Annotated in this window: 16 protein-coding genes; 11 read left to right on the top strand and 5 right to left on the bottom strand. The window is 34.0% G+C overall.

Features of this window, described 5'->3' with window-relative positions:
* Window positions 1–70: 70 nt before the first annotated feature.
* The 3 genes from LV89_RS11050 to LV89_RS11040 all read left to right on the top strand — a co-directional run bounded on the left by LV89_RS11050 (window position 71) and on the right by LV89_RS11040 (window position 3,470).
* Window positions 71–967 (top strand): OmpA/MotB family protein, encoded by an 897-nt coding sequence (locus LV89_RS11050; RefSeq protein WP_109742955.1) that lies wholly within the window; start codon window positions 71–73, stop codon window positions 965–967.
* A 210-nt stretch (window positions 968–1,177) separates the two neighbouring features.
* Window positions 1,178–2,077 (top strand): OmpA/MotB family protein, encoded by a 900-nt coding sequence (locus LV89_RS11045; RefSeq protein WP_109742954.1) that lies wholly within the window; start codon window positions 1,178–1,180, stop codon window positions 2,075–2,077.
* Between the two features lie 163 nt (window positions 2,078–2,240).
* Window positions 2,241–3,470 carry an IS256 family transposase gene (locus LV89_RS11040; protein ID WP_109742953.1) on the top strand — a complete coding sequence of 410 codons (1,230 nt, stop codon included), beginning with the start codon at window positions 2,241–2,243 and terminating at the stop codon, window positions 3,468–3,470.
* Between the two features lie 134 nt (window positions 3,471–3,604).
* Here LV89_RS11040 and LV89_RS11035 read toward each other — a convergent pair whose 3' ends face one another.
* Window positions 3,605–4,510, bottom strand: a complete 906-nt coding sequence (locus tag LV89_RS11035; protein ID WP_109742952.1) for a prohibitin family protein — start codon at window positions 4,508–4,510, stop codon at window positions 3,605–3,607.
* Between the two features lie 332 nt (window positions 4,511–4,842).
* A complete protein-coding gene (locus tag LV89_RS11030) occupies window positions 4,843–5,310 on the bottom strand; it encodes an Mpo1 family 2-hydroxy fatty acid dioxygenase (RefSeq protein WP_109742951.1) in 468 nt (155 codons plus the stop codon).
* Between the two features lie 239 nt (window positions 5,311–5,549).
* Here LV89_RS11030 and LV89_RS11025 point away from each other — a divergent pair, with 239 nt between their 5' ends.
* From LV89_RS11025 to LV89_RS10995, 8 genes are all read left to right on the top strand, one after another.
* The gene (locus LV89_RS11025) at window positions 5,550–6,128 is read left to right on the top strand and encodes a thymidine kinase (RefSeq protein WP_109742950.1); all 579 of its coding nucleotides are present in this window, start codon (window positions 5,550–5,552) and stop codon (window positions 6,126–6,128) included.
* Complete coding sequence (porZ, locus tag LV89_RS11020; RefSeq protein ID WP_158279567.1) at window positions 6,113–7,981, top strand: type IX secretion system anionic LPS delivery protein PorZ; 1,869 nt, start codon at window positions 6,113–6,115, stop codon at window positions 7,979–7,981. The genes LV89_RS11025 and porZ overlap by 16 nt, the downstream gene beginning before the upstream one ends.
* 22 nt (window positions 7,982–8,003) lie before the next feature.
* A complete protein-coding gene (locus tag LV89_RS11015; protein ID WP_109742948.1) occupies window positions 8,004–8,756 on the top strand; it encodes a DUF4905 domain-containing protein in 753 nt (250 codons plus the stop codon).
* Window positions 8,725–9,681 (top strand): septal ring lytic transglycosylase RlpA family protein, encoded by a 957-nt coding sequence (locus LV89_RS11010; RefSeq protein WP_158279566.1) that lies wholly within the window; start codon window positions 8,725–8,727, stop codon window positions 9,679–9,681. The genes LV89_RS11015 and LV89_RS11010 overlap by 32 nt, the downstream gene beginning before the upstream one ends.
* A gap of 118 nt (window positions 9,682–9,799) precedes the next feature.
* Complete coding sequence (locus tag LV89_RS25170; protein ID WP_158279565.1) at window positions 9,800–9,967, top strand: hypothetical protein; 168 nt, start codon at window positions 9,800–9,802, stop codon at window positions 9,965–9,967.
* Between the two features lie 84 nt (window positions 9,968–10,051).
* Entirely contained in the window at window positions 10,052–10,822 is a 771-nt protein-coding gene (locus tag LV89_RS11005; protein ID WP_109742946.1) for a TIGR02757 family protein, read from the top strand.
* A gap of 59 nt (window positions 10,823–10,881) precedes the next feature.
* The gene (locus tag LV89_RS11000) at window positions 10,882–11,826 is read left to right on the top strand and encodes an aldose 1-epimerase (protein WP_109742945.1); all 945 of its coding nucleotides are present in this window, start codon (window positions 10,882–10,884) and stop codon (window positions 11,824–11,826) included.
* A 25-nt stretch (window positions 11,827–11,851) separates the two neighbouring features.
* Window positions 11,852–12,484, top strand: coding sequence for a hypothetical protein (locus tag LV89_RS10995; protein WP_109742944.1), 633 nt, complete (start codon window positions 11,852–11,854; stop codon window positions 12,482–12,484).
* A gap of 7 nt (window positions 12,485–12,491) precedes the next feature.
* Here the strand turns inward: LV89_RS10995 and LV89_RS10990 are convergent, their stop codons facing one another.
* The 3 genes from LV89_RS10990 to LV89_RS10980 form a co-directional block, all read right to left on the bottom strand.
* Entirely contained in the window at window positions 12,492–13,127 is a 636-nt protein-coding gene (locus tag LV89_RS10990; RefSeq protein WP_109742943.1) for a LysE family translocator, read from the bottom strand.
* 4 nt (window positions 13,128–13,131) lie between these two features.
* Window positions 13,132–16,878: a sensor histidine kinase gene (locus LV89_RS10985; RefSeq protein ID WP_109742942.1), complete on the bottom strand. Its 3,747-nt coding sequence runs from the start codon at window positions 16,876–16,878 to the stop codon at window positions 13,132–13,134.
* A gap of 246 nt (window positions 16,879–17,124) precedes the next feature.
* The gene (locus tag LV89_RS10980) at window positions 17,125–17,418 is read right to left on the bottom strand and encodes a hypothetical protein (protein ID WP_109742941.1); all 294 of its coding nucleotides are present in this window, start codon (window positions 17,416–17,418) and stop codon (window positions 17,125–17,127) included.
* Window positions 17,419–17,442 lie beyond the last annotated feature (24 nt).

Below are 17,442 nucleotides of genomic sequence, written 5' to 3'. Positions count from 1 at the left end.
GATTTATGACTTTATTTCGTTCTTAATACGGTAACAACACAAATTCAAAACCAACAAATAGCATCAAAATATGAAAAAAATCATTTTGTTAGCCGCATCAATCGCCATGATGTCGTCTTGTGTAAGCAAGAAAAAATTAGCAGAAGCTCAGGCGGAGTATTCAGCTTTCAAAGCAAGTTCTGAAAATAGTATTGCCAAAGTGCGTACAGAATTGAGAGATTGTGAAACTTCTAAAATTACTTTGGAGTCAGACTTGAAAAATAAAGCTGGCGAAGTAGAAGCAAAAGCAAAACAAGTAAAAGCATTAGAAGACCAAATTGATTATTTAAAGAAGACAAATACCAATCTTTTGGATAGAATGTCTGACCTTTCGATTGTGAGTAAGGCAGGTGCAGAGAGCATCAAAAAATCTTTAGAAACACTTAACGACCAAAGTAAATATATCAAAGATTTGAACTCGTCAGTTCAGCGTAAAGATTCATTGAACTTAGCTTTAGTAATGACCTTGAAGCGTTCATTGGCAGATATTAACGACGAAGATGTAACAGTAGAAGTGAAAAAAGGAGTGGTTTATATTTCTATTTCCGACAAATTATTATTCCAGTCGGGTAGTGCGATGATTAACTCAAAAGCAGAAGTTGTTTTAGAGAAAGTATCAAAAGTCGTAAACGACCACAAAGAATTAGATATTTTAGTAGAAGGACATACGGATAATGTGCCAATTTCTACCGATTGTATCAAAGATAACTGGGATTTATCAGCAAAACGTGCTACCTCAGTTGTTCGTTTATTGCAAACTAAATTTGGTATCTCGCCAGAGCGTATGACTGCTGGTGGACGTTCAGAATATGCTCCAAAAGATGTCAATACAGCAGAAGCAGGACGTAAAAATAACCGTAGAACAGAAATTATCGTAACGCCTAAACTTGACCAATTCTTCCAAATGTTGGCAAACGGTCAAAAATAATTGCTGAAAAATAATTTTAAAGTCGTTAGTAAACACTTAGATATTCAGATATTTAGGTGTTTACTAACGACTTTTTTTGTATTAGGACTGTTTTCTACTCTATTTTAATGCAAAAACAGCACGGTTTTTGATAGGATATTAATTAGCTGACCGCTAAAAGTTAAGTCTGGAAGGACTTAACATATAACCCATATAAAAATCAATATACCCATGAACAGAATTATTGTATTCATTTTGTTTGTATTAGTCACGTCATCATGTGTAAGCAAGAAAAAATATGTGGAAATGCAAAATGAATACTCAAGTTTCAAAGCCACTTCTCGGAATACCTTATCAAAAGCTAAGAATGACATCAAAGACCGTGATAAGCAGATTTTAACCTTCGAAACAAGCACAAAACAGAAAGAAAAAGAGTTAGAAGTTCGGACAAAGCATATCAAAGTGCTTGAAGAGCAGGTAGATTTTTTGAAGAAAACTAATACCAAACTTTTAGACCGTATGACAGACCTAACGATGGTAAGTAAGGCGGGTGCTGAAAGTATCAAAAAATCATTGGAAACTCTCAACGAACAAAGTCAATATATTGAAAATATCAACGCAACCATTCAGCGTAAAGACTCATTGAATATGTCGTTTATGGTAGCATTAAAGCGTGCTTTAAATGATTTCTCGGATGAAGATTTGAATATTAAAGTGAAAAAAGGATTAGTAAGTATTTCGATATCTGATAAAGTTTTTTTCCCTTCAAATAATACCAATATTAGTCAGAGAGGAGAATTTGTCATTGAAAAATTAGCAAAAGCTCTCAACGACCATCGTGAATTAGATATTTTAGTAGAAGGACATACCGATAATTCGCCTGTTTCGGCAGACTGTATTAAAGACAACTGGGATTTGAGTGCTAAAAGAGCAACAGCTATTGTTCGCTTACTTCAAACAAGATTTGGCGTTTCTCCCGACCGTATGTATGCAGGTGGACGTTCTGAATATTCTCCAAAAGATTTCACAGGAAATGAAGCCAATCGCAAGTTAAACCGTAGAACAGATATAATCATAATGCCCCGTTTAGACCAATTTTTTCAAGATATAGTTAACGGACAAGTGAAGTAACAGTGAACAGTTATCAGTGAATAGTTATCAATTATCAGTGAACAAAAATAAAAAAGTATCAAAAAAAAGCCATTTGGGGAACTAATAATGAGACTGTAAATTAAACTGTGTCAAGGTGAAATTTAGCTAAAAATGTTAATTTTACTTTAAACACAGTTTTTTTATGCAAACTAATCAAGAATTTGATTTTGAAGCCTTTAAGCGAGAAGCTATTAAAGGTATGTATGAAGGAAAGCCTTTCAACGGAGAAAAAGGTGTATTTGCTCCTTTAATGAAGCATTTTTTAGAATCTGCCATAGCAGGTGAGATGGATTTTCACCTGCAAGAAGAAAAAGCGAGAGGGGAAGCAAATCGAAGAAATGGCAGAGCAGTCAAACGAGTAAAGAGTTTATCAGGAGAGTTTGACTTAGAAACCTCACGAGATAGGGCTGCCACATTTGAACCAATGATTTTACCCAAGCGTCAAGTTATTATTACAGAAGAGTTGGAGGAAAAAGTAATAAGTCTTTATGGGCGTGGAGTTTCGACCAGAGATATATCTGAGCATATCAAAGAGATGTATCAAATGGAAATTTCGGCTACTCAATTATCCGCTATTACCGACAAGGTAATCCCAGCTATGAATGAGTGGCGAACACGAGCATTACAAACCGTTTACCCTTTTGTTTATTTGGACTGTATGCACTATAAAGTTAAGGAAAGTGGACGAGTAGTGACACGAGCCATTTATAACATTTTAGGTGTGGATATAGAGGGAAAGAAAGATTTAATCGGTATGTATGTCTCCGAAACAGAAGGAGCTAAATTCTGGTTGTCAGTTATTACAGACCTCAAAAACAGAGGTGTAGAAGATATTTTGATTGCCTGCATTGATGGATTGAAAGGCTTCCCTGAAGCTATTGCTACGGTCTTTCCATTGACCCAAATTCAGACTTGTGTGGTACACCAAATTCGTAATTCTTTACGCTATGTTGCTGAAAAAGATAAGAAAGAGTTTGTTGCTGATTTAAAGCCTGTTTACCAAGCTATCAACAAAGAACAAGGATTTGAAAACTTAGTTAAAATGGATGAAAAATGGGGTAAAAAATACCCAGTACCTATCCAATCATGGTACAACAATTGGGTCACACTATCAACTTTTTTTGAATATGATGACCAAATCCGTAAGGTTATTTATACAACCAATACAGTTGAAGGATTCCACCGTCAAGTCAGAAAAGTAACCAAAACAAAAGGAGCTTTTACATCTGATAACGCATTAATGAAGTTGGTGTATTTAGTAGTGTTAAATATCTCTGAAAAATGGACGATGCCACTCCATAATTGGAGTTTGACACTTTCGCAACTTTACGTTATATTTGGTGAGAGATTGAAACTTCATTTAACGAATTAATTCAAAAACCTGACACAGTTCAGTTTACACTCCCCTAATAATTCTCAAAATGGCTTTTTCACTGCTCACTGCTCACTGCTCACTGCTCACTGCTCACTGCTCACTGCTCACTGCTCACTGTTCACTGTTCACTGTTACTTGTCTCCTAAAATAAATGGTGTACTACCTTTTCCTCCCATAATAATTACCTTAGTATTGGGCGATTTTGCAATTTCTTTTTGAGCTAAAATGGATTCATACTGCAACTGTTTGTCAGTTAAGCCCGTTGATAAAATCTTTTGATAATCTGCAATGCCTTGAGCTTCAACACGTTTTCTTTCAGCTTCTTGTTTCTCTTTTTGAAGCACAAATTGCATCTTTTGAGCATCTTGTTCGGCATTAATTTTAGATTCAATACTTTGTTTTACCGACGTTGGAAGATTAATATTTCTAATTAAAAGTTGTTCCAATAAAAGTCCTCTCGACTTAAAATTACCTTCAATTGATTTGAAAATACGGTTTTGAAATTCATCTCTTTTTGTGGAATAAAGCGATACAGCATCATAATAGACCGCATTGTCCCTTATTTTGGTACGAGTAATCGGACGCACAATTTTATTCTGATAATCTACCCCAATTTCCTTTAAAATTTTAGGCGTTTCACTCGGAATAACCTTGTACAAAACTGTTAGGTCAATTACCACTTCCAGACCATCGGCTGTTAAAACTCTAATAGCATCGTCACCTTCTTTTAAACCTTCGTCATGTACCGCAGACATCGTATAATTTTGCGTTTTAATGTCAAAAGTTTCAATTTTTGCCAAAGGATTTACAAAATTCAAACCGCTTGAAAGTGTGCTTTGTCCCACATTTCCGAACAATGATTGAACGCCAACTTCGCCTGCATCAATTTGTTTAATTCCCGAAGAAAGTAAGCCTAAAACAATGAAAACGCCACCTACAACTTTTGCAGGACGAGAAAAACGAGAAAATGTTAATGAGGGGGTATTAATAGCAAATCCAGCCATCAATACCACAATACCTAAGAAGATTAAGAACATTTTTTGTATGATTAAAATTTAAGCTTTGGTTTTCAGTTATGTTTTGTATCTCTACCAAACAAAACCGCATCAAATATGAACTACTTGATGCGGTTTTGTTTGAAAATAGTATGAATGGCTATTTTTAGGTATGAGGTATGAGGTCGTAGGTATGAGATAGTAGGTATGAGGTTGTAGGTATGAGATAGTAGGTATAAATTGAGAAAATATTTTGTTGAAATATTTTAGTATTTTGGAACTTAAATGTGAAATAAGCACTTTTCTATACCTCATACCTCATACCTCATACCTCATACCTCATACCTCATACCTCATACCTCATACCTCATACCTCAATAACTAATCCCCAAACGCTCATAAATGAAGCTCATTAACCAAGCAGGGCCAATCATTAAAAATTGTAAATCTTTGAAGAATGAAGGTTTTTTGCCTTCAACTTTATGCCCCCAAAATTGACCAATCCAAGCTAATACAAAAACGGTTACGCAAACTTGCCAAAGTGGAGCAAATCCCGATTGTTCGATAAGATAGCAAAGGTAAGTACAAATAGAAGCAAATAGCAGAAGCCCAATAGAGAGCGTTTTAGACAGAGAGAAGTAATAAATTAAAGTTAATCCTAATACAATTAAGGCTACATTACCTTCAATATCACCAAGATTAAAAAAAGGAAGTTTAATACTAAAGAGCAAGCCAACAACACTGAAGAAAATTAGTGGAACACAAATCCAGTGGACAGTTTTGTTCGTGGGGTTTTGATGACTTTCGCCATATTCGGCGAGCCATTGGTTAATTGTTTTCATGGTATTTTAGTGATATTATGGGGTGAATAATACCAAAAATACAAAATCGTCTTTAAAAAGTCAAATTTACTGATAGGTCATTTTATGTTTTTTTTGTATTTTTCTAATATTTTAAAAGTGTTTTAGAAATTCTTATTTCGACTAAAAATTATTACATATCTCGATTCGTTTTCCACTAACTTTAAAATCTCGTATCTTCGTGAACAATTATTTTCACCCTTAACTATTCTATTAAAAACGTGTTTATTGAGCCTTATCATAATCAACATCAGCAAAACGAAAAACGTACAGGTTGGATAGAAGTCGTTTGTGGTTCTATGTTTTCTGGAAAAACTGAAGAGCTTATTCGTCGCCTCAACCGAGCAAAAATTGCCAAACAAAAAGTTGAAATATTCAAACCTGCTTTAGATACACGTTATCACGAAGAAAACATTGTTTCACATAATTCTTTGATGATTCGTTCCACTCCAATTCAATCTTCACAAGAAATTTTGTTGCTTTCGGGCGACTGTGATGTAGTTGGTATTGATGAAGTACAATTTTTTGACTCTGGAATAGTTGAAGTAGTAAACAACCTTGCCAATTCGGGTAAACGAGTTATCGTTGCAGGGCTTGATATGGATTTTCAAGGTAAACCATTTGGAGAAATGCCCGCATTAATGGCAATTGCCGAATATATCACTAAAGTTCATGCTGTGTGTGTGGTTTGTGGAGATGTTGCCAATTATTCATACCGAAAAACCGCAGCCCAAGAACAGGTAATGTTAGGTGAAACCGATAGCTACGAAGCAAGATGCAGAAAATGTTTTCATTTATAGAATTTCCATATTTCAAATGGTTGAGTAATTGTCCGTTTTTTTACCGACGATTACTATGGGTATTTATCGTTGTTTTTTCGATAAATGTGGCTTCAAATGCTCAAATTGGCACTTGGCAAACACATTTTAACTATCTGAATACTAAGGATGTAGCCATTGTAGAAAACAAAATTTATTGTGCTTCCGAAAATGGCTTTTTTTATTATGATACTGCTGAAAATCAGGCAATAAAATTGTCAAAAATTGATGGTTTTACTGAAACTGGCATTGCTAAACTCAAATATAATTCAACAACTAAAACCCTTATTATTGCTTATCAGTCTGGAAATATTGACTTATTGGCGGTAAGTGCAAGTGGTGAGCCAGTCAAAATTACCAATATTCCTTTATTGAAAGAATCAACTTCAATTCAAGCCAATAAAAGAGCTAACCATATTGAAGTTAAAGATAAAATTGCTTATTTGGCGTTCGACTTTGGTTTAGTGGTTTTAGATATTGAGAAACAAGATATTCGAGAAACTTATCAAAATCTGGGCAATAATGGCTCATTAATTAATATTTATAAAACCGTTTTTACGCCAGATAGTATTTACTTATCAACTTCACAAGGCATTCGAGGAGCAAAATTGGCATCCAATATTAATCTTCAATTTTTTGGTAATTGGAAAACATTACTCAATCGAAATTTATCTATCTGTAATTTTCAAAATGGATTAATGTTAGCTTCTGATATTGGAGAAATCTTTACTTATCAGAATGGTAAATATAATAATTTTATCAAATTTTCAGAAAAAATTGAAAATATCGAAAATATAAATAGTAAAGAATTTTTTGTAAAAACTTTAAATTCTGTAAATATTTTAAATATAGATAATCTTAAAATAAATAAAATTTCTGAAATTAAAATCAATTTGCCCAAAGTTTCCCAAGTTGATGCACAAGGAAAATATTGGATTGCAGATTATACAAATGGATTGTTGAGTAATTCACAAGGAAATTATAAATCTTTTAGTCCAATAAGTACCGATACTCTTTATCAAACTCGTAAAGATTCAATTGTGACAGATTTGGATGGAAACGCTTGGAAAAGGCAAGGAGACTATGGCGGAATATTGGTAGAAAATGCCAAAAAACAACGTCAGTTAATTTATACAGGTGTTGGAGCTGGAAATTTACCAAGCAATACTGTAAAGTCATTGGCTTTAGACCGAGACGGACAAATGTGGGTAGGAACAGACAAAGGTGTCGTGGTTTTTGATAGTCCAAATGCCGTTTTTAGTGGAAAAAACTTTGATGCCTACACACCTGTTTTTGAAAAAAGAAGATTATTGGGCAATGAAACAATAACTTCTATTGCAGTAGATGGAGGAAATAGAAAATGGATGGGGACAAAAAATGGAATCTTTTTATTTAATCCAGACGGGACGGAATTAGTTAGTAATTTTACCGAAAAGAATTCGCCATTACCCACTAACGAAATTCTATATATCACTGCTGAACCTAAAACGGGAGAAGTTTATATTAGAACAAGCAAAGGCATGGTTTCGTATCGTGGAACGGCAACTGAAGGAAGTTTGAAGCAAGTAGAAAATGCCGTAAAAGTATTCCCAAATCCAGTTAGACCAGATTTTGAAGGACAAATTGGCATTGAAGGTTTAGTTGAAAATGCTTACGTAAAAATTACCGATGTAGCAGGGAATTTAGTTTATGAAACTCGTGCTAATGGAGGAACAGCCGTTTGGAACGGTAGAACATTAGCAGGTGGAAGAGTTGAAACAGGCATTTATTTAATTTTTAGTGGCAATGCAAAAGGAGAGGAGACTTTAGTGAGTCGTTTGGCGGTGGTGAAGTAGGAGTTTTGCCAAAATATCAGCAATGAAACAAAAAATCAATCATACATTTTCTGGGAAAATTTGGAATACAACTTTTGGAGGTGATTTTGCAGCTTTAGAAATTCGAGATGAATTAAGCCGTCAAGTTAGTTTTTCAGCTATTAATTTGTTGACAGGTAATGTTTTATGGGAAAATATTCGTCCAGAAAAATCTTGGTGGCTGGGTTTGGTAGGAATATTTGATACATACCTGATTTTACACAAATATTCGTCTCAACAAAAGCCCGAACCCGAAGGAGTTTTAATTCTTGATATATATACTGGAGAGGTCATTCAACGTTTAGACAACTGGGTTTTCTTTGATTTTAAAGATAATATTTTGGTCGTTTATCAGGTAGAAAACAACTTTCCCGTCTATAAAACCATTGAACTAAGTAACAATAGTGTTTTTGTGGCTCAATCAGACCATAACTTCGTAGCTCCATCAGTAATTCATTACCCAGAGGATAGCCCTCATTTTCCTACAATTTTTAAATTTTTGTATCGTTTATTGGGCATCGAAGCCCAAAAAGCAGTAGATTATCTCGAAATAAGTAACAAGATTATAATTTCTTATTATATTTACAGAGAGAAATCATTTCAAAATTACCTTCTGGTAACTAACCGAGACCGTGAAATTTTACTAAACGACCTCATTGCAGAAACCGAAGGCGTTGGAATTGATACTTTTACAGTGAAATCCGATACTTTGTTATATGTTAAAAATGAAACTCAATTCATCGGTTATGAACTATAACCCAAAATCCGCCATTAAAACAGCTCTTACTTGTGCTTTAACTTCTGTTATGTTCTCGTCTTTTTCTGCTGAAACCGTAAAAGATTCAATCGGAATAAAAAGAGAAGGAGGTAAGTCGTTTGTTTTATATAAAGTAGCTCCTAAGCAAACTTTGTTTTCAATTGTAAAACGATACGGAAGTTCGGTTGCTGAATTTAAAGCAGCGAATCCCGGAGTTTCAGAAAGCGTTCAAGTTGGGCAAACTATCAAAATTCCTTACAAAGGCTATGTGGTAGCTACTGCCCCTGTGAATAAATCTGTACCTTCGCCAGCACCAGCTCCTGCTGCACCTGAGGCGGTGAAAATGGTTTCGCACGTGGTAGAATCTGGACAAGGGTTATATTCAATTGCAACTAAATATAAAGTTACAATGGCGGATGTACGTAAATGGAATAATTTGACGACAGACCAATTGACAGCAGGTCAGGTACTTATCGTAGATGCCCGTGAATATGAAAGAGCTAAAAAAGCAGGAGATTTACCCGCAAAAGGAGAAGTTGTAAAAGTTGAAGATACTAATTTGGGTGGAGGTATCGTCAATAGCAAACCAACAACCGAACCAGATGTAAGTGAAGCAAAAACATCATCTGAAACTTCAAAAACATCTTCAGGATATAAAAAAACGATTGAAACAGGTTTAGCAGAATTAATTGATGTTGAGGATAAATCAGGAAAATATTTAGGGCTTCATCGTTCTGCTCCAATTGGAACATTAGTAAACGTGAAAAATTCATCTAATGGTCAAAGCATTTGGATAAAAGTAGTTGGTAAATTACCAGATATTGGAAGTGATAAAGTAATTATCAAATTATCACCAAGAGCATTTGAAAAATTGAACCCTTCAGATAAAAGAATCAGAGCTGAAATAAGCTATATGACCCAGTAGTTTTTTGAATTGATAATTGACAATTAACAATGAATAATTTTGGTATTTGAAGAGTAAAATCAAAACTAAAACTTTTTCTCATTGTTAATTGTTAAATATCAACTATCAATTGAAAAAAATGCCACGCAACAAACGACAAATTACTTTCGGACATATCGTCTTTAATGTCCTTTATACATTGGCATTTCCAGCCATTGCTACTTTTGCTTTTCTCTACACCATTATTGTCTGGATTTTTTCCATTCCTTCAAGAATTATCGCTTTCTTTGGCTCAAAAATTAAGTAAAAATAGGTGTTGGGTTTTAGGGATTAGGTTTTAGACTAATCACAATTCTTCATATTTTACTTTCCAAATCACCCCAAATTCAAAATGACTTCCTACGTTGCAGATTTATTAGAAGAAAAGTATTTGCAATACAATCAGCCCAATTTTATTCCTAACGACCCTGTTTGTATTCCCCACCTTTTTTCTCGTAAACAAGATATTGAAATTATGGGTTTTTGGGCAGCAGTTTTAGCTTGGGGACAACGTAAAACGATTATCAATAAGTGTAAAGAGTTAATTACATTGATGGATAATGCACCCTTCGATTTTGTTGTCAATCATCAAGACTCAGACCTCAAACGCTTGCTCAATTTTAAGCACCGAACCTTCAACGCTACCGATACCCTGTATTTTATCGCTTGGTTTCAAGACTTTTATCATAGGCATGAAAGTTTAGAAGAAGCATTTTTGTTTGAAAATGCCGAAATTGACATAAATACAAAACAACATTTGATAAATTTTCATGACCGTTTTTTTAGTTTGGAAGATTTTCCAGAACGAACAAAAAAGCACATTGCAACGCCTGTCAGAAATTCATCTTGTAAGCGTATTAATATGTTTTTGAGATGGATGGTACGTCAGGATGACAAGGGAGTAGATTTTGGGATTTGGACAAAAATCAAAACTTCACAATTGATTTGCCCTTGCGACGTTCATGTGGATAGGGTTGCTCGTCATTTAGGACTAATTCAAAGACCAAAACCTGACTGGACAACGGCGGTAGAATTGACTGAAAATCTAAAGAAACTCGACCCAAATGACCCCGTAAAATATGATTTTGCTCTGTTTGGTTTAGGGGTTGAAGGTGAAATGTAGCTTTTTTTCAATGTTCGTTAAACGAAATATCGATGAACGAACATCAAACATAGAATATTATGAAAATTACAAAAGAACCATTTGGACATTTTACGGAATACGTTTTGACGAACCCAGAAACGGGTGAAGCCTTATACATTTTACCTGAATTTGGTGGAATGATTCGTAAAATGACTTTGCAGAAAGACGGTCATCTTCACCACGTTATTGAATGTGGTAATACGGCTGAAAAACTTTTAGCAGGTATGAATGCGTATCCGTCTGCTCATTTATTTCCTTGGGGAAATAGAGTGAGAAACGGGAAGTATAATTTTCAAGATATTGATTATCAGTTGACTATCAATGAAATCGGTTTGCAAAATGCCATTCATGGCTTAGTTAGTTTTGCTCCTTTTGAAGTGGTAGAAGAAACTGTTAATGAAGTAGAAGCCATTTTGACTTTGCGATATGTTTATTATGGTGGTGCTTTGGGCTTTCCTTTTCCTTTTATATTAGAAATTTCCCATATTTTTAGTTCCGACGAAGGTTTAGAGATTAATTATTCTATCAAAAATACAGGGAGAAAAGATATGCCGATGGTTTTAGGTTGGCATCCATATTTTAAAATTGAGGGAGAAAAAGCTGATGATTGGCAAATTGATTTTCCTGCAACACATCAGTATAGTGCTGATAGTCAGATGATTTCAGCAGAAAAGAAACCTGTAAATTTTTCAGGAATAATTGATTTGAAAGGAAAGACCTTAGATGCCGTTTTTGCGATCAAATCATCAAGTAAAATTGTCTCAAAACTACATTCTCCTAAGAAAAAACTCACACTCAACGTTTGGCAAGAAGGCATGAAAGGTGGTTTTACTTTCACTGTCGTTTATATTCCTGCAAGTCGTGATTGTATTGCTATTGAGCCAATGACAGGCAATACTGACGCTTATAATTCGGGGGATGGACTCTTGGTTTTAGAAAGTGGAAAGACTTTTGAGATTGCTTGTGGGGTTTATATTTCGTAAATTTGAATAAAACTATTTAGAAATCATGTACAAAAGTAATTTCAGAGAATGGACTTTAGATAAAATTGAAGAAACCTTCGGCTTACAACAAGTTAGAAGATTGCCTATTTTAGAAGACTTATTGGCTTTTGAATATCAAACTGATTCTTATGAAACGAGATATTTATCTCATTTAAGTGATAATTATGTAGCACTCGGTGGGGACGATTGGAATGAAGTTGAACTTGAAAATAAATTTATCAGTCCCTTAATTGTTTTTTCAGATATTGCTAACGAAAAATACTCATATTTCTTAGAAAGAGACCTTTCAGCAATTGTTGGAGATTTTGAATTAATTGGTCGAGTGGATGGTATGATTGCAACAGGGTTTCGAAATCCCAAAGTGCCCTATTTTTGTTTAAGTGAATACAAACGACAAACAGACCCGAATGGAGACCCAAGAGGACAGGCTTTAATTGCTATGTTGGTTGCTCAAAAATTAAATAATAATCAGAAGCCAATATTTGGAAGTTATATTATTGGAAGAGATTGGTATTTTATGGCATTGGTTGATAATGAATATGCTATTAGTAAGGATTTTTCGTGTGTAGCTGATGAAGTTTTTGATATTTATCGAATTTTGAAAGGTTTAAGCGTTCAGATTGAGAAACTTATATAAATCGAAATTATTTCCTTTCGGTCAATGCTACTTTTATGCCAAGTGCAATGAGTGTTATGCCACAAATTTTATTGATATAATTGGTAATATTTGCATTTCCTTTCAATTTTGAAAAAATAGAAGAAGCAAAAAGAGCTAAAATCAAACACCAAATTGTACCTGTAACGGTAAAAGATAAACCCAACGTAAGAAATGGCAAAACTGTATTTTTTACGTTGGAATCAATGGATTGAGGCAAAAAAGCGATGAAAAATAAGGCAACTTTTGGGTTTAAAACATTGGTTATTACGCCATCTCGATAGACTTTCAGATAGTCTGTTTCTGGATTATCTAAGGGGTTTTCGGTATTCAAAGCGGCTTTATCCGTTAACATCTTGAAACCTATATACAAAAGATAAATTGCACCTGCATACTTTACAATATTGAAAATCAGAATGGATTTGGCGATGATAATGGACAAACCAAATGCCGCCAAAAAAGTATGAACAATGCTTCCCGTAGCAATTCCTAAAACCGACATGATTCCCGCTTTTTTGCCTTGAGCGATACTTCTTGAAAGAATAAAAATGGTATCGTTTCCTGGCGTAATATTTAGCAAAACACCCGTCAATAAAAACGCTTCGTAATTGATTATTCCTGTCATAATTTTAGATGGCTAATGGTAATGTGAAATAGAACGTACTGCCCACATCTTGTACGGTATCAAACCAAATACTTCCTTTTGAATTATCAACTACCCACTTGGCAAGAGCAAGTCCAACGCCTGTTCCTTCGGCTTTTGTTGAGAAATCGAGCATGAAAATTTTACTATGATTTTCTTTTAAAACACCAATTCCATTATCTGTAATGCTAAATGTTACTGATTCAGTATTGATTTCTACCTTGATTCTGATGACAGGTTTACGGTCGGCAGGCACAGATTGAATGGCGTTCATTAAAAGGTTATTGATGATATTTCCTGTCAATTGGCGGTCACCCCAAACCATTACAGCTTTGTTCGGAACGTCTTTAGAAATGTTTATTTTCTTATCTTCAAAGAATAAATTGGCTACTTTATTTACTTCATAAACAAAATCAAAAACTTCACGTTTCGGAATTGGTAAACGAGCAAAATCTGAGAATGAATTGGCGATGTATGATAAATTATCAATTTGTCCTGTTAATGATTCTATTTGGTCTTTTATTTGGGCAGTATCAATCGTAGCACCTCTTGATAATTTGTGTTGAAGTAACTGTAACGATAATTTCATAGGCGTTAGTGGATTTTTGATTTCATGAACCACTTGTTTTGCCATTTGTTGCCAAGCAGATTGTTTGGTGGTGTCAGCCAAAGCCACTTTCGACTCTTCCAATTTTACCAACATATCATTATACGCTTTAATCAAAACGCCAATTTCATCATCTGAACGCCACGACAGCGGTTCGCTTGGTTTGCTTAAATCTACTTTTCGTAACTTATTGGTAATCAGTCGTAATGGTACAGTTAATACATTCGATGCGAAATATGAAAGTAATAATAAGCCCAAGAAAATGGTCGTAAAGGTGTTCAATAATGAGCCAATAACTGCACCAACTTCTTTTTCATAAGCTACTTTTGAATCGTAAAATGGAATGCTTACAACGCCTGCTAATTTTCCGTCATTGGAATTTACACCAACATAAGAACCCATAAAATTTAGATTTCCCATTGATTCTGGAATAATAGCATTATGTTCTTTTTCTTCGATAATTCTTATGTAAGCCTCTGGATTTAAGTAGGTTGAAACAATACCCGTTTCATAACTTAGTAATTTATTGGTTGCCAATAAACGCCCAGTTGTATCAAAAACGCTAACGTATTTTTTGGTATTGGTAGAAATATTTTTGAGTGTATCTGTTAAAAACTGTTTACTCATTTTGCCTTGTATAAATCTATCAACGGCAGGCAAAATACTAATTCCAGCGTTTTCAGTTTGGCTCACATACGACTGTTCCTGACTTTCAGAGAGTTTTGTACCAATGATACTAAGCGTAATACCAACTACCAAAATAAGAGGAAGTAAGAAGGCAACGTTCAAATAAATCTGGATTTTGGTAGCAAAATTTACATTCAGACTTGAAAAACCATAGCGAATGGCGTAAATCAAAATGATGAAAATGATGGTGACTACCAAAATGAGAAACAAAAATGAGAAGTTAGAATAAATAGTGGCAAGACTAATTTGCTCAGATGAAACCACAATTTTACGCCCATTTTTATTAGTAACCGCCACGTGATTGTAACCATTGTCGATAATTCCTTCTTCACTAATTTGTTTGCTTTCAACCAAACTTAGAGGCATTTTACGCTCATAGTTATAGTTTTTTCCGCCTAATTTTATGATTTTCCCATTTTCATAAACCGCATAGCTATAATTGCTGGCTTCCAATTGTTCTTCGCCACTGGTTGGTAAATCTGCCAAAGCTGCATCACGAGTGGCGTCATTTCGTTTTCTTAAATCTATAATAACATAGCCGATTGCTTTATTTTCAGTATTTAATAAAGGGATAAAATCAATATATTGTTTTTGATAACCATTGCTTGCATCGTTAATGAAAAACAAATTGTTATAATCGGTTCTATATTTTTGGGTTTTGTACTTGCTCTCATAATCTTGAAAACTGAGTGCATCTGAGACATTGTCTAATGATTTCCCATTAATATCAAAAGCAGAAACTTCGGTATCGTAATAGTCAAAATAACTGTCTAAAATCTCTCTTCTAATAAAGTTTTGAACTTGCTCACGTGGTAATAAAGCTGATTTTATCAATTCTTTCAAGGTTGAATCTTTACTAATATCAACATTTGCTTTGCTTAATTTAAACTCTCCAATTTCATCATTTTCAGCTAAGTATTTATTTCCAAATGCTTGTTTTTGGATAAAATCTTTTCTAATGGCTTGATTATAAATTACATAAGTTCCTAATGTTGCACAGGCTAAAGCTCCTAAAAAGAAATAGATAGACGTTTGGTAACGGAAAGTGTACAAAAATTTAGGAAACTGGCTAATTAACAGTGAACCAGCATAAAGTCCGTGTAAAAGAATTAGTAAAATATTTGAAGATTGAAGTCCAAGTATGATGATACTCCAAATAAATAAGCCAATCAATAAGGCAAAAAAGCCCCAACGTTTTGAATTTCTATTGAGCTTAATAACAATGTTTGTCAATAAATGGGTTGCTAAAAAATAGACAATCGATAGTAACACAAAAGCCCCTAAAGAGGAAAGTTTTAAAGGTTTTTCAATAAAGTCGATATTTAAAGCAAGGTCTAATTGATAAGCAGATTTTTCATAAATATTCTGTAATTGTCGGTAAAAACCCTGAAATACGCTAAAATTTATGATGACAATAATAACAGAAATTATCTTTTTGGTCATATCAGATAAGTGCATTAACCAAAAATATCTTTTCATTTTGTAGTAATTATTTACCAAATAAATTAACAAAATGATAATGATAGCAAGATTTAAAATTAAATCGCCAAGTGATGGAGCGATGATGGAAGACGTGTAAAATTTAGGATTAAAAAGAGTTGATGCGTAGAATATAAAAGGAATATTATAATAAAGCATGATGGCTCTGAATAACAAAAAATAGCCCATCAATAGTAAAAAACCTCTGCCGTATCGGTGGGTTGTGTTCAAATACCAAATCCATGCAAAAAGATAAACTACTAAAAAAAACATACTTAGTAGTCCTAATAAAATAACATTGGCAGGAATTGATTGATTTTTTAAATTGTCAATTTTAGAAGGCGTTACTGAAAATAAAAACTCCTTGGTTTCGGAATACATATTCAGATGCGTTGCGGCAACAGGCGAGGTGTCAATTTGTTGTGGGTCGGCAGTAAAAATATTAGGATTATAATTCGTTTTGAGGTGATTACTTTCCGACTCGTACTGACGATATAAATTAACGACAGAAAATATCTCAAAATTATCGGGCGTTCCAATGACTAACCGACGATTTACAATAAATTTTCCTTCTGGCGTGTGAATTGATTTTAGATTGAAATTCCCTTCAATCGCCTGATATTCTGGAATAAACCTATGGTCAGACCAGAAGATTAATCTACTATTTTTAAAAATGAAATAGGGATGAATCGTACTCGTTTTAAGATGCGAAAAAGTGGTATCTTTTGATTGAGAAACTAAAGTAACAACCTTCGCCAAATCTTCATTTGAAGAGCGAATTTCTTCTTGAACTTTAGTCTGAATATCATATAAATATTTATCCTCAGTAGCACTAATTGGTCCTTTTTTAGTGATAACAAACATGAGCATTGCCAAACCAAAGGTTGCCAATGCAAGGATTAAAAATATATTCTTTTTAACAAAAATGAGTTTCAATAAGGACGTAAATCGTTTTAACATTAGGGTCTGTTTATTTGTTATTTTGGAATAAGACAAATTTTATACCACTACTTATGGAAATGTATTAAAATGTTTAAAATCAGACGGTTGTGTGTTATATGTTTAAGCCACAAATAGCAACAATCAGATAAAATAATGCAGGGAATAATAGATTAATCCCGAAAAATTTATCTGAAAGTGTGATTTGTGGCTTAAAATGATGTGAAATGATACGTTAAATTACAAATAAAAAAGCAAAGACTAAAACTAAACCGCTAAGAACTGGTTGACTAAAAGTGTCCATTCTTCTTCTAAACTAACATTGGGCATGGTTGTTTTGGCTCTTCTGTACCAATAATTGGCGTTCCAATTATCGCCTTCTTTACGGTGTAAATACGCATGGAGACGGTCATAAGCTTGCGTTCCTTCTTGCGACTGTGCAATATCATGGGCGGCTTCCCAATCATCTTTTGCATCATACCAAAGTGCTTCCAGAATTTCAGAGATATTTTGCGGAGGATTTAACGCTGTGAGTGAATTATTGAATTCTATGATTGTCATATTTATTTTTGTTACGAATTTAAG

The sequence above is a fragment of the Arcicella aurantiaca genome, from assembly GCF_003148625.1.
Lineage (GTDB): Bacteria > Bacteroidota > Bacteroidia > Cytophagales > Spirosomataceae > Arcicella > Arcicella aurantiaca.
The sequence above is the reverse complement of the archived record's forward strand: the minus strand, read 5'-3'. Positions and strand labels throughout refer to the sequence as shown.

Bases quoted from the DNA above. Each gene is read 5' to 3' on its own strand.
- LV89_RS10985 (WP_109742942.1), bottom strand. From the start codon at position 16,878: ATGTTAAAACGATTTACGTCCTTATTGAAACTCATTTTTGTTAAAAAG.
- LV89_RS25170 (WP_158279565.1), top strand. From the start codon at position 9,800: ATGCCACGCAACAAACGACAAATTACTTTCGGACATATCGTCTTTAAT.
- LV89_RS11010 (WP_158279566.1), top strand. From the start codon at position 8,725: ATGAAACTCAATTCATCGGTTATGAACTATAACCCAAAATCCGCCATT.
- LV89_RS10980 (WP_109742941.1), bottom strand. From the start codon at position 17,418: ATGACAATCATAGAATTCAATAATTCACTCACAGCGTTAAATCCTCCG.
- LV89_RS10990 (WP_109742943.1), bottom strand. From the start codon at position 13,127: ATGACAGGAATAATCAATTACGAAGCGTTTTTATTGACGGGTGTTTTG.
- LV89_RS11000 (WP_109742945.1), top strand. From the start codon at position 10,882: ATGAAAATTACAAAAGAACCATTTGGACATTTTACGGAATACGTTTTG.
- LV89_RS10995 (WP_109742944.1), top strand. From the start codon at position 11,852: ATGTACAAAAGTAATTTCAGAGAATGGACTTTAGATAAAATTGAAGAA.
- LV89_RS11050 (WP_109742955.1), top strand. From the start codon at position 71: ATGAAAAAAATCATTTTGTTAGCCGCATCAATCGCCATGATGTCGTCT.
- LV89_RS11035 (WP_109742952.1), bottom strand. From the start codon at position 4,510: ATGTTCTTAATCTTCTTAGGTATTGTGGTATTGATGGCTGGATTTGCT.
- porZ (WP_158279567.1), top strand. From the start codon at position 6,113: ATGTTTTCATTTATAGAATTTCCATATTTCAAATGGTTGAGTAATTGT.
- LV89_RS11005 (WP_109742946.1), top strand. From the start codon at position 10,052: ATGACTTCCTACGTTGCAGATTTATTAGAAGAAAAGTATTTGCAATAC.
- LV89_RS11030 (WP_109742951.1), bottom strand. From the start codon at position 5,310: ATGAAAACAATTAACCAATGGCTCGCCGAATATGGCGAAAGTCATCAA.
- LV89_RS11015 (WP_109742948.1), top strand. From the start codon at position 8,004: ATGAAACAAAAAATCAATCATACATTTTCTGGGAAAATTTGGAATACA.
- LV89_RS11045 (WP_109742954.1), top strand. From the start codon at position 1,178: ATGAACAGAATTATTGTATTCATTTTGTTTGTATTAGTCACGTCATCA.
- LV89_RS11040 (WP_109742953.1), top strand. From the start codon at position 2,241: ATGCAAACTAATCAAGAATTTGATTTTGAAGCCTTTAAGCGAGAAGCT.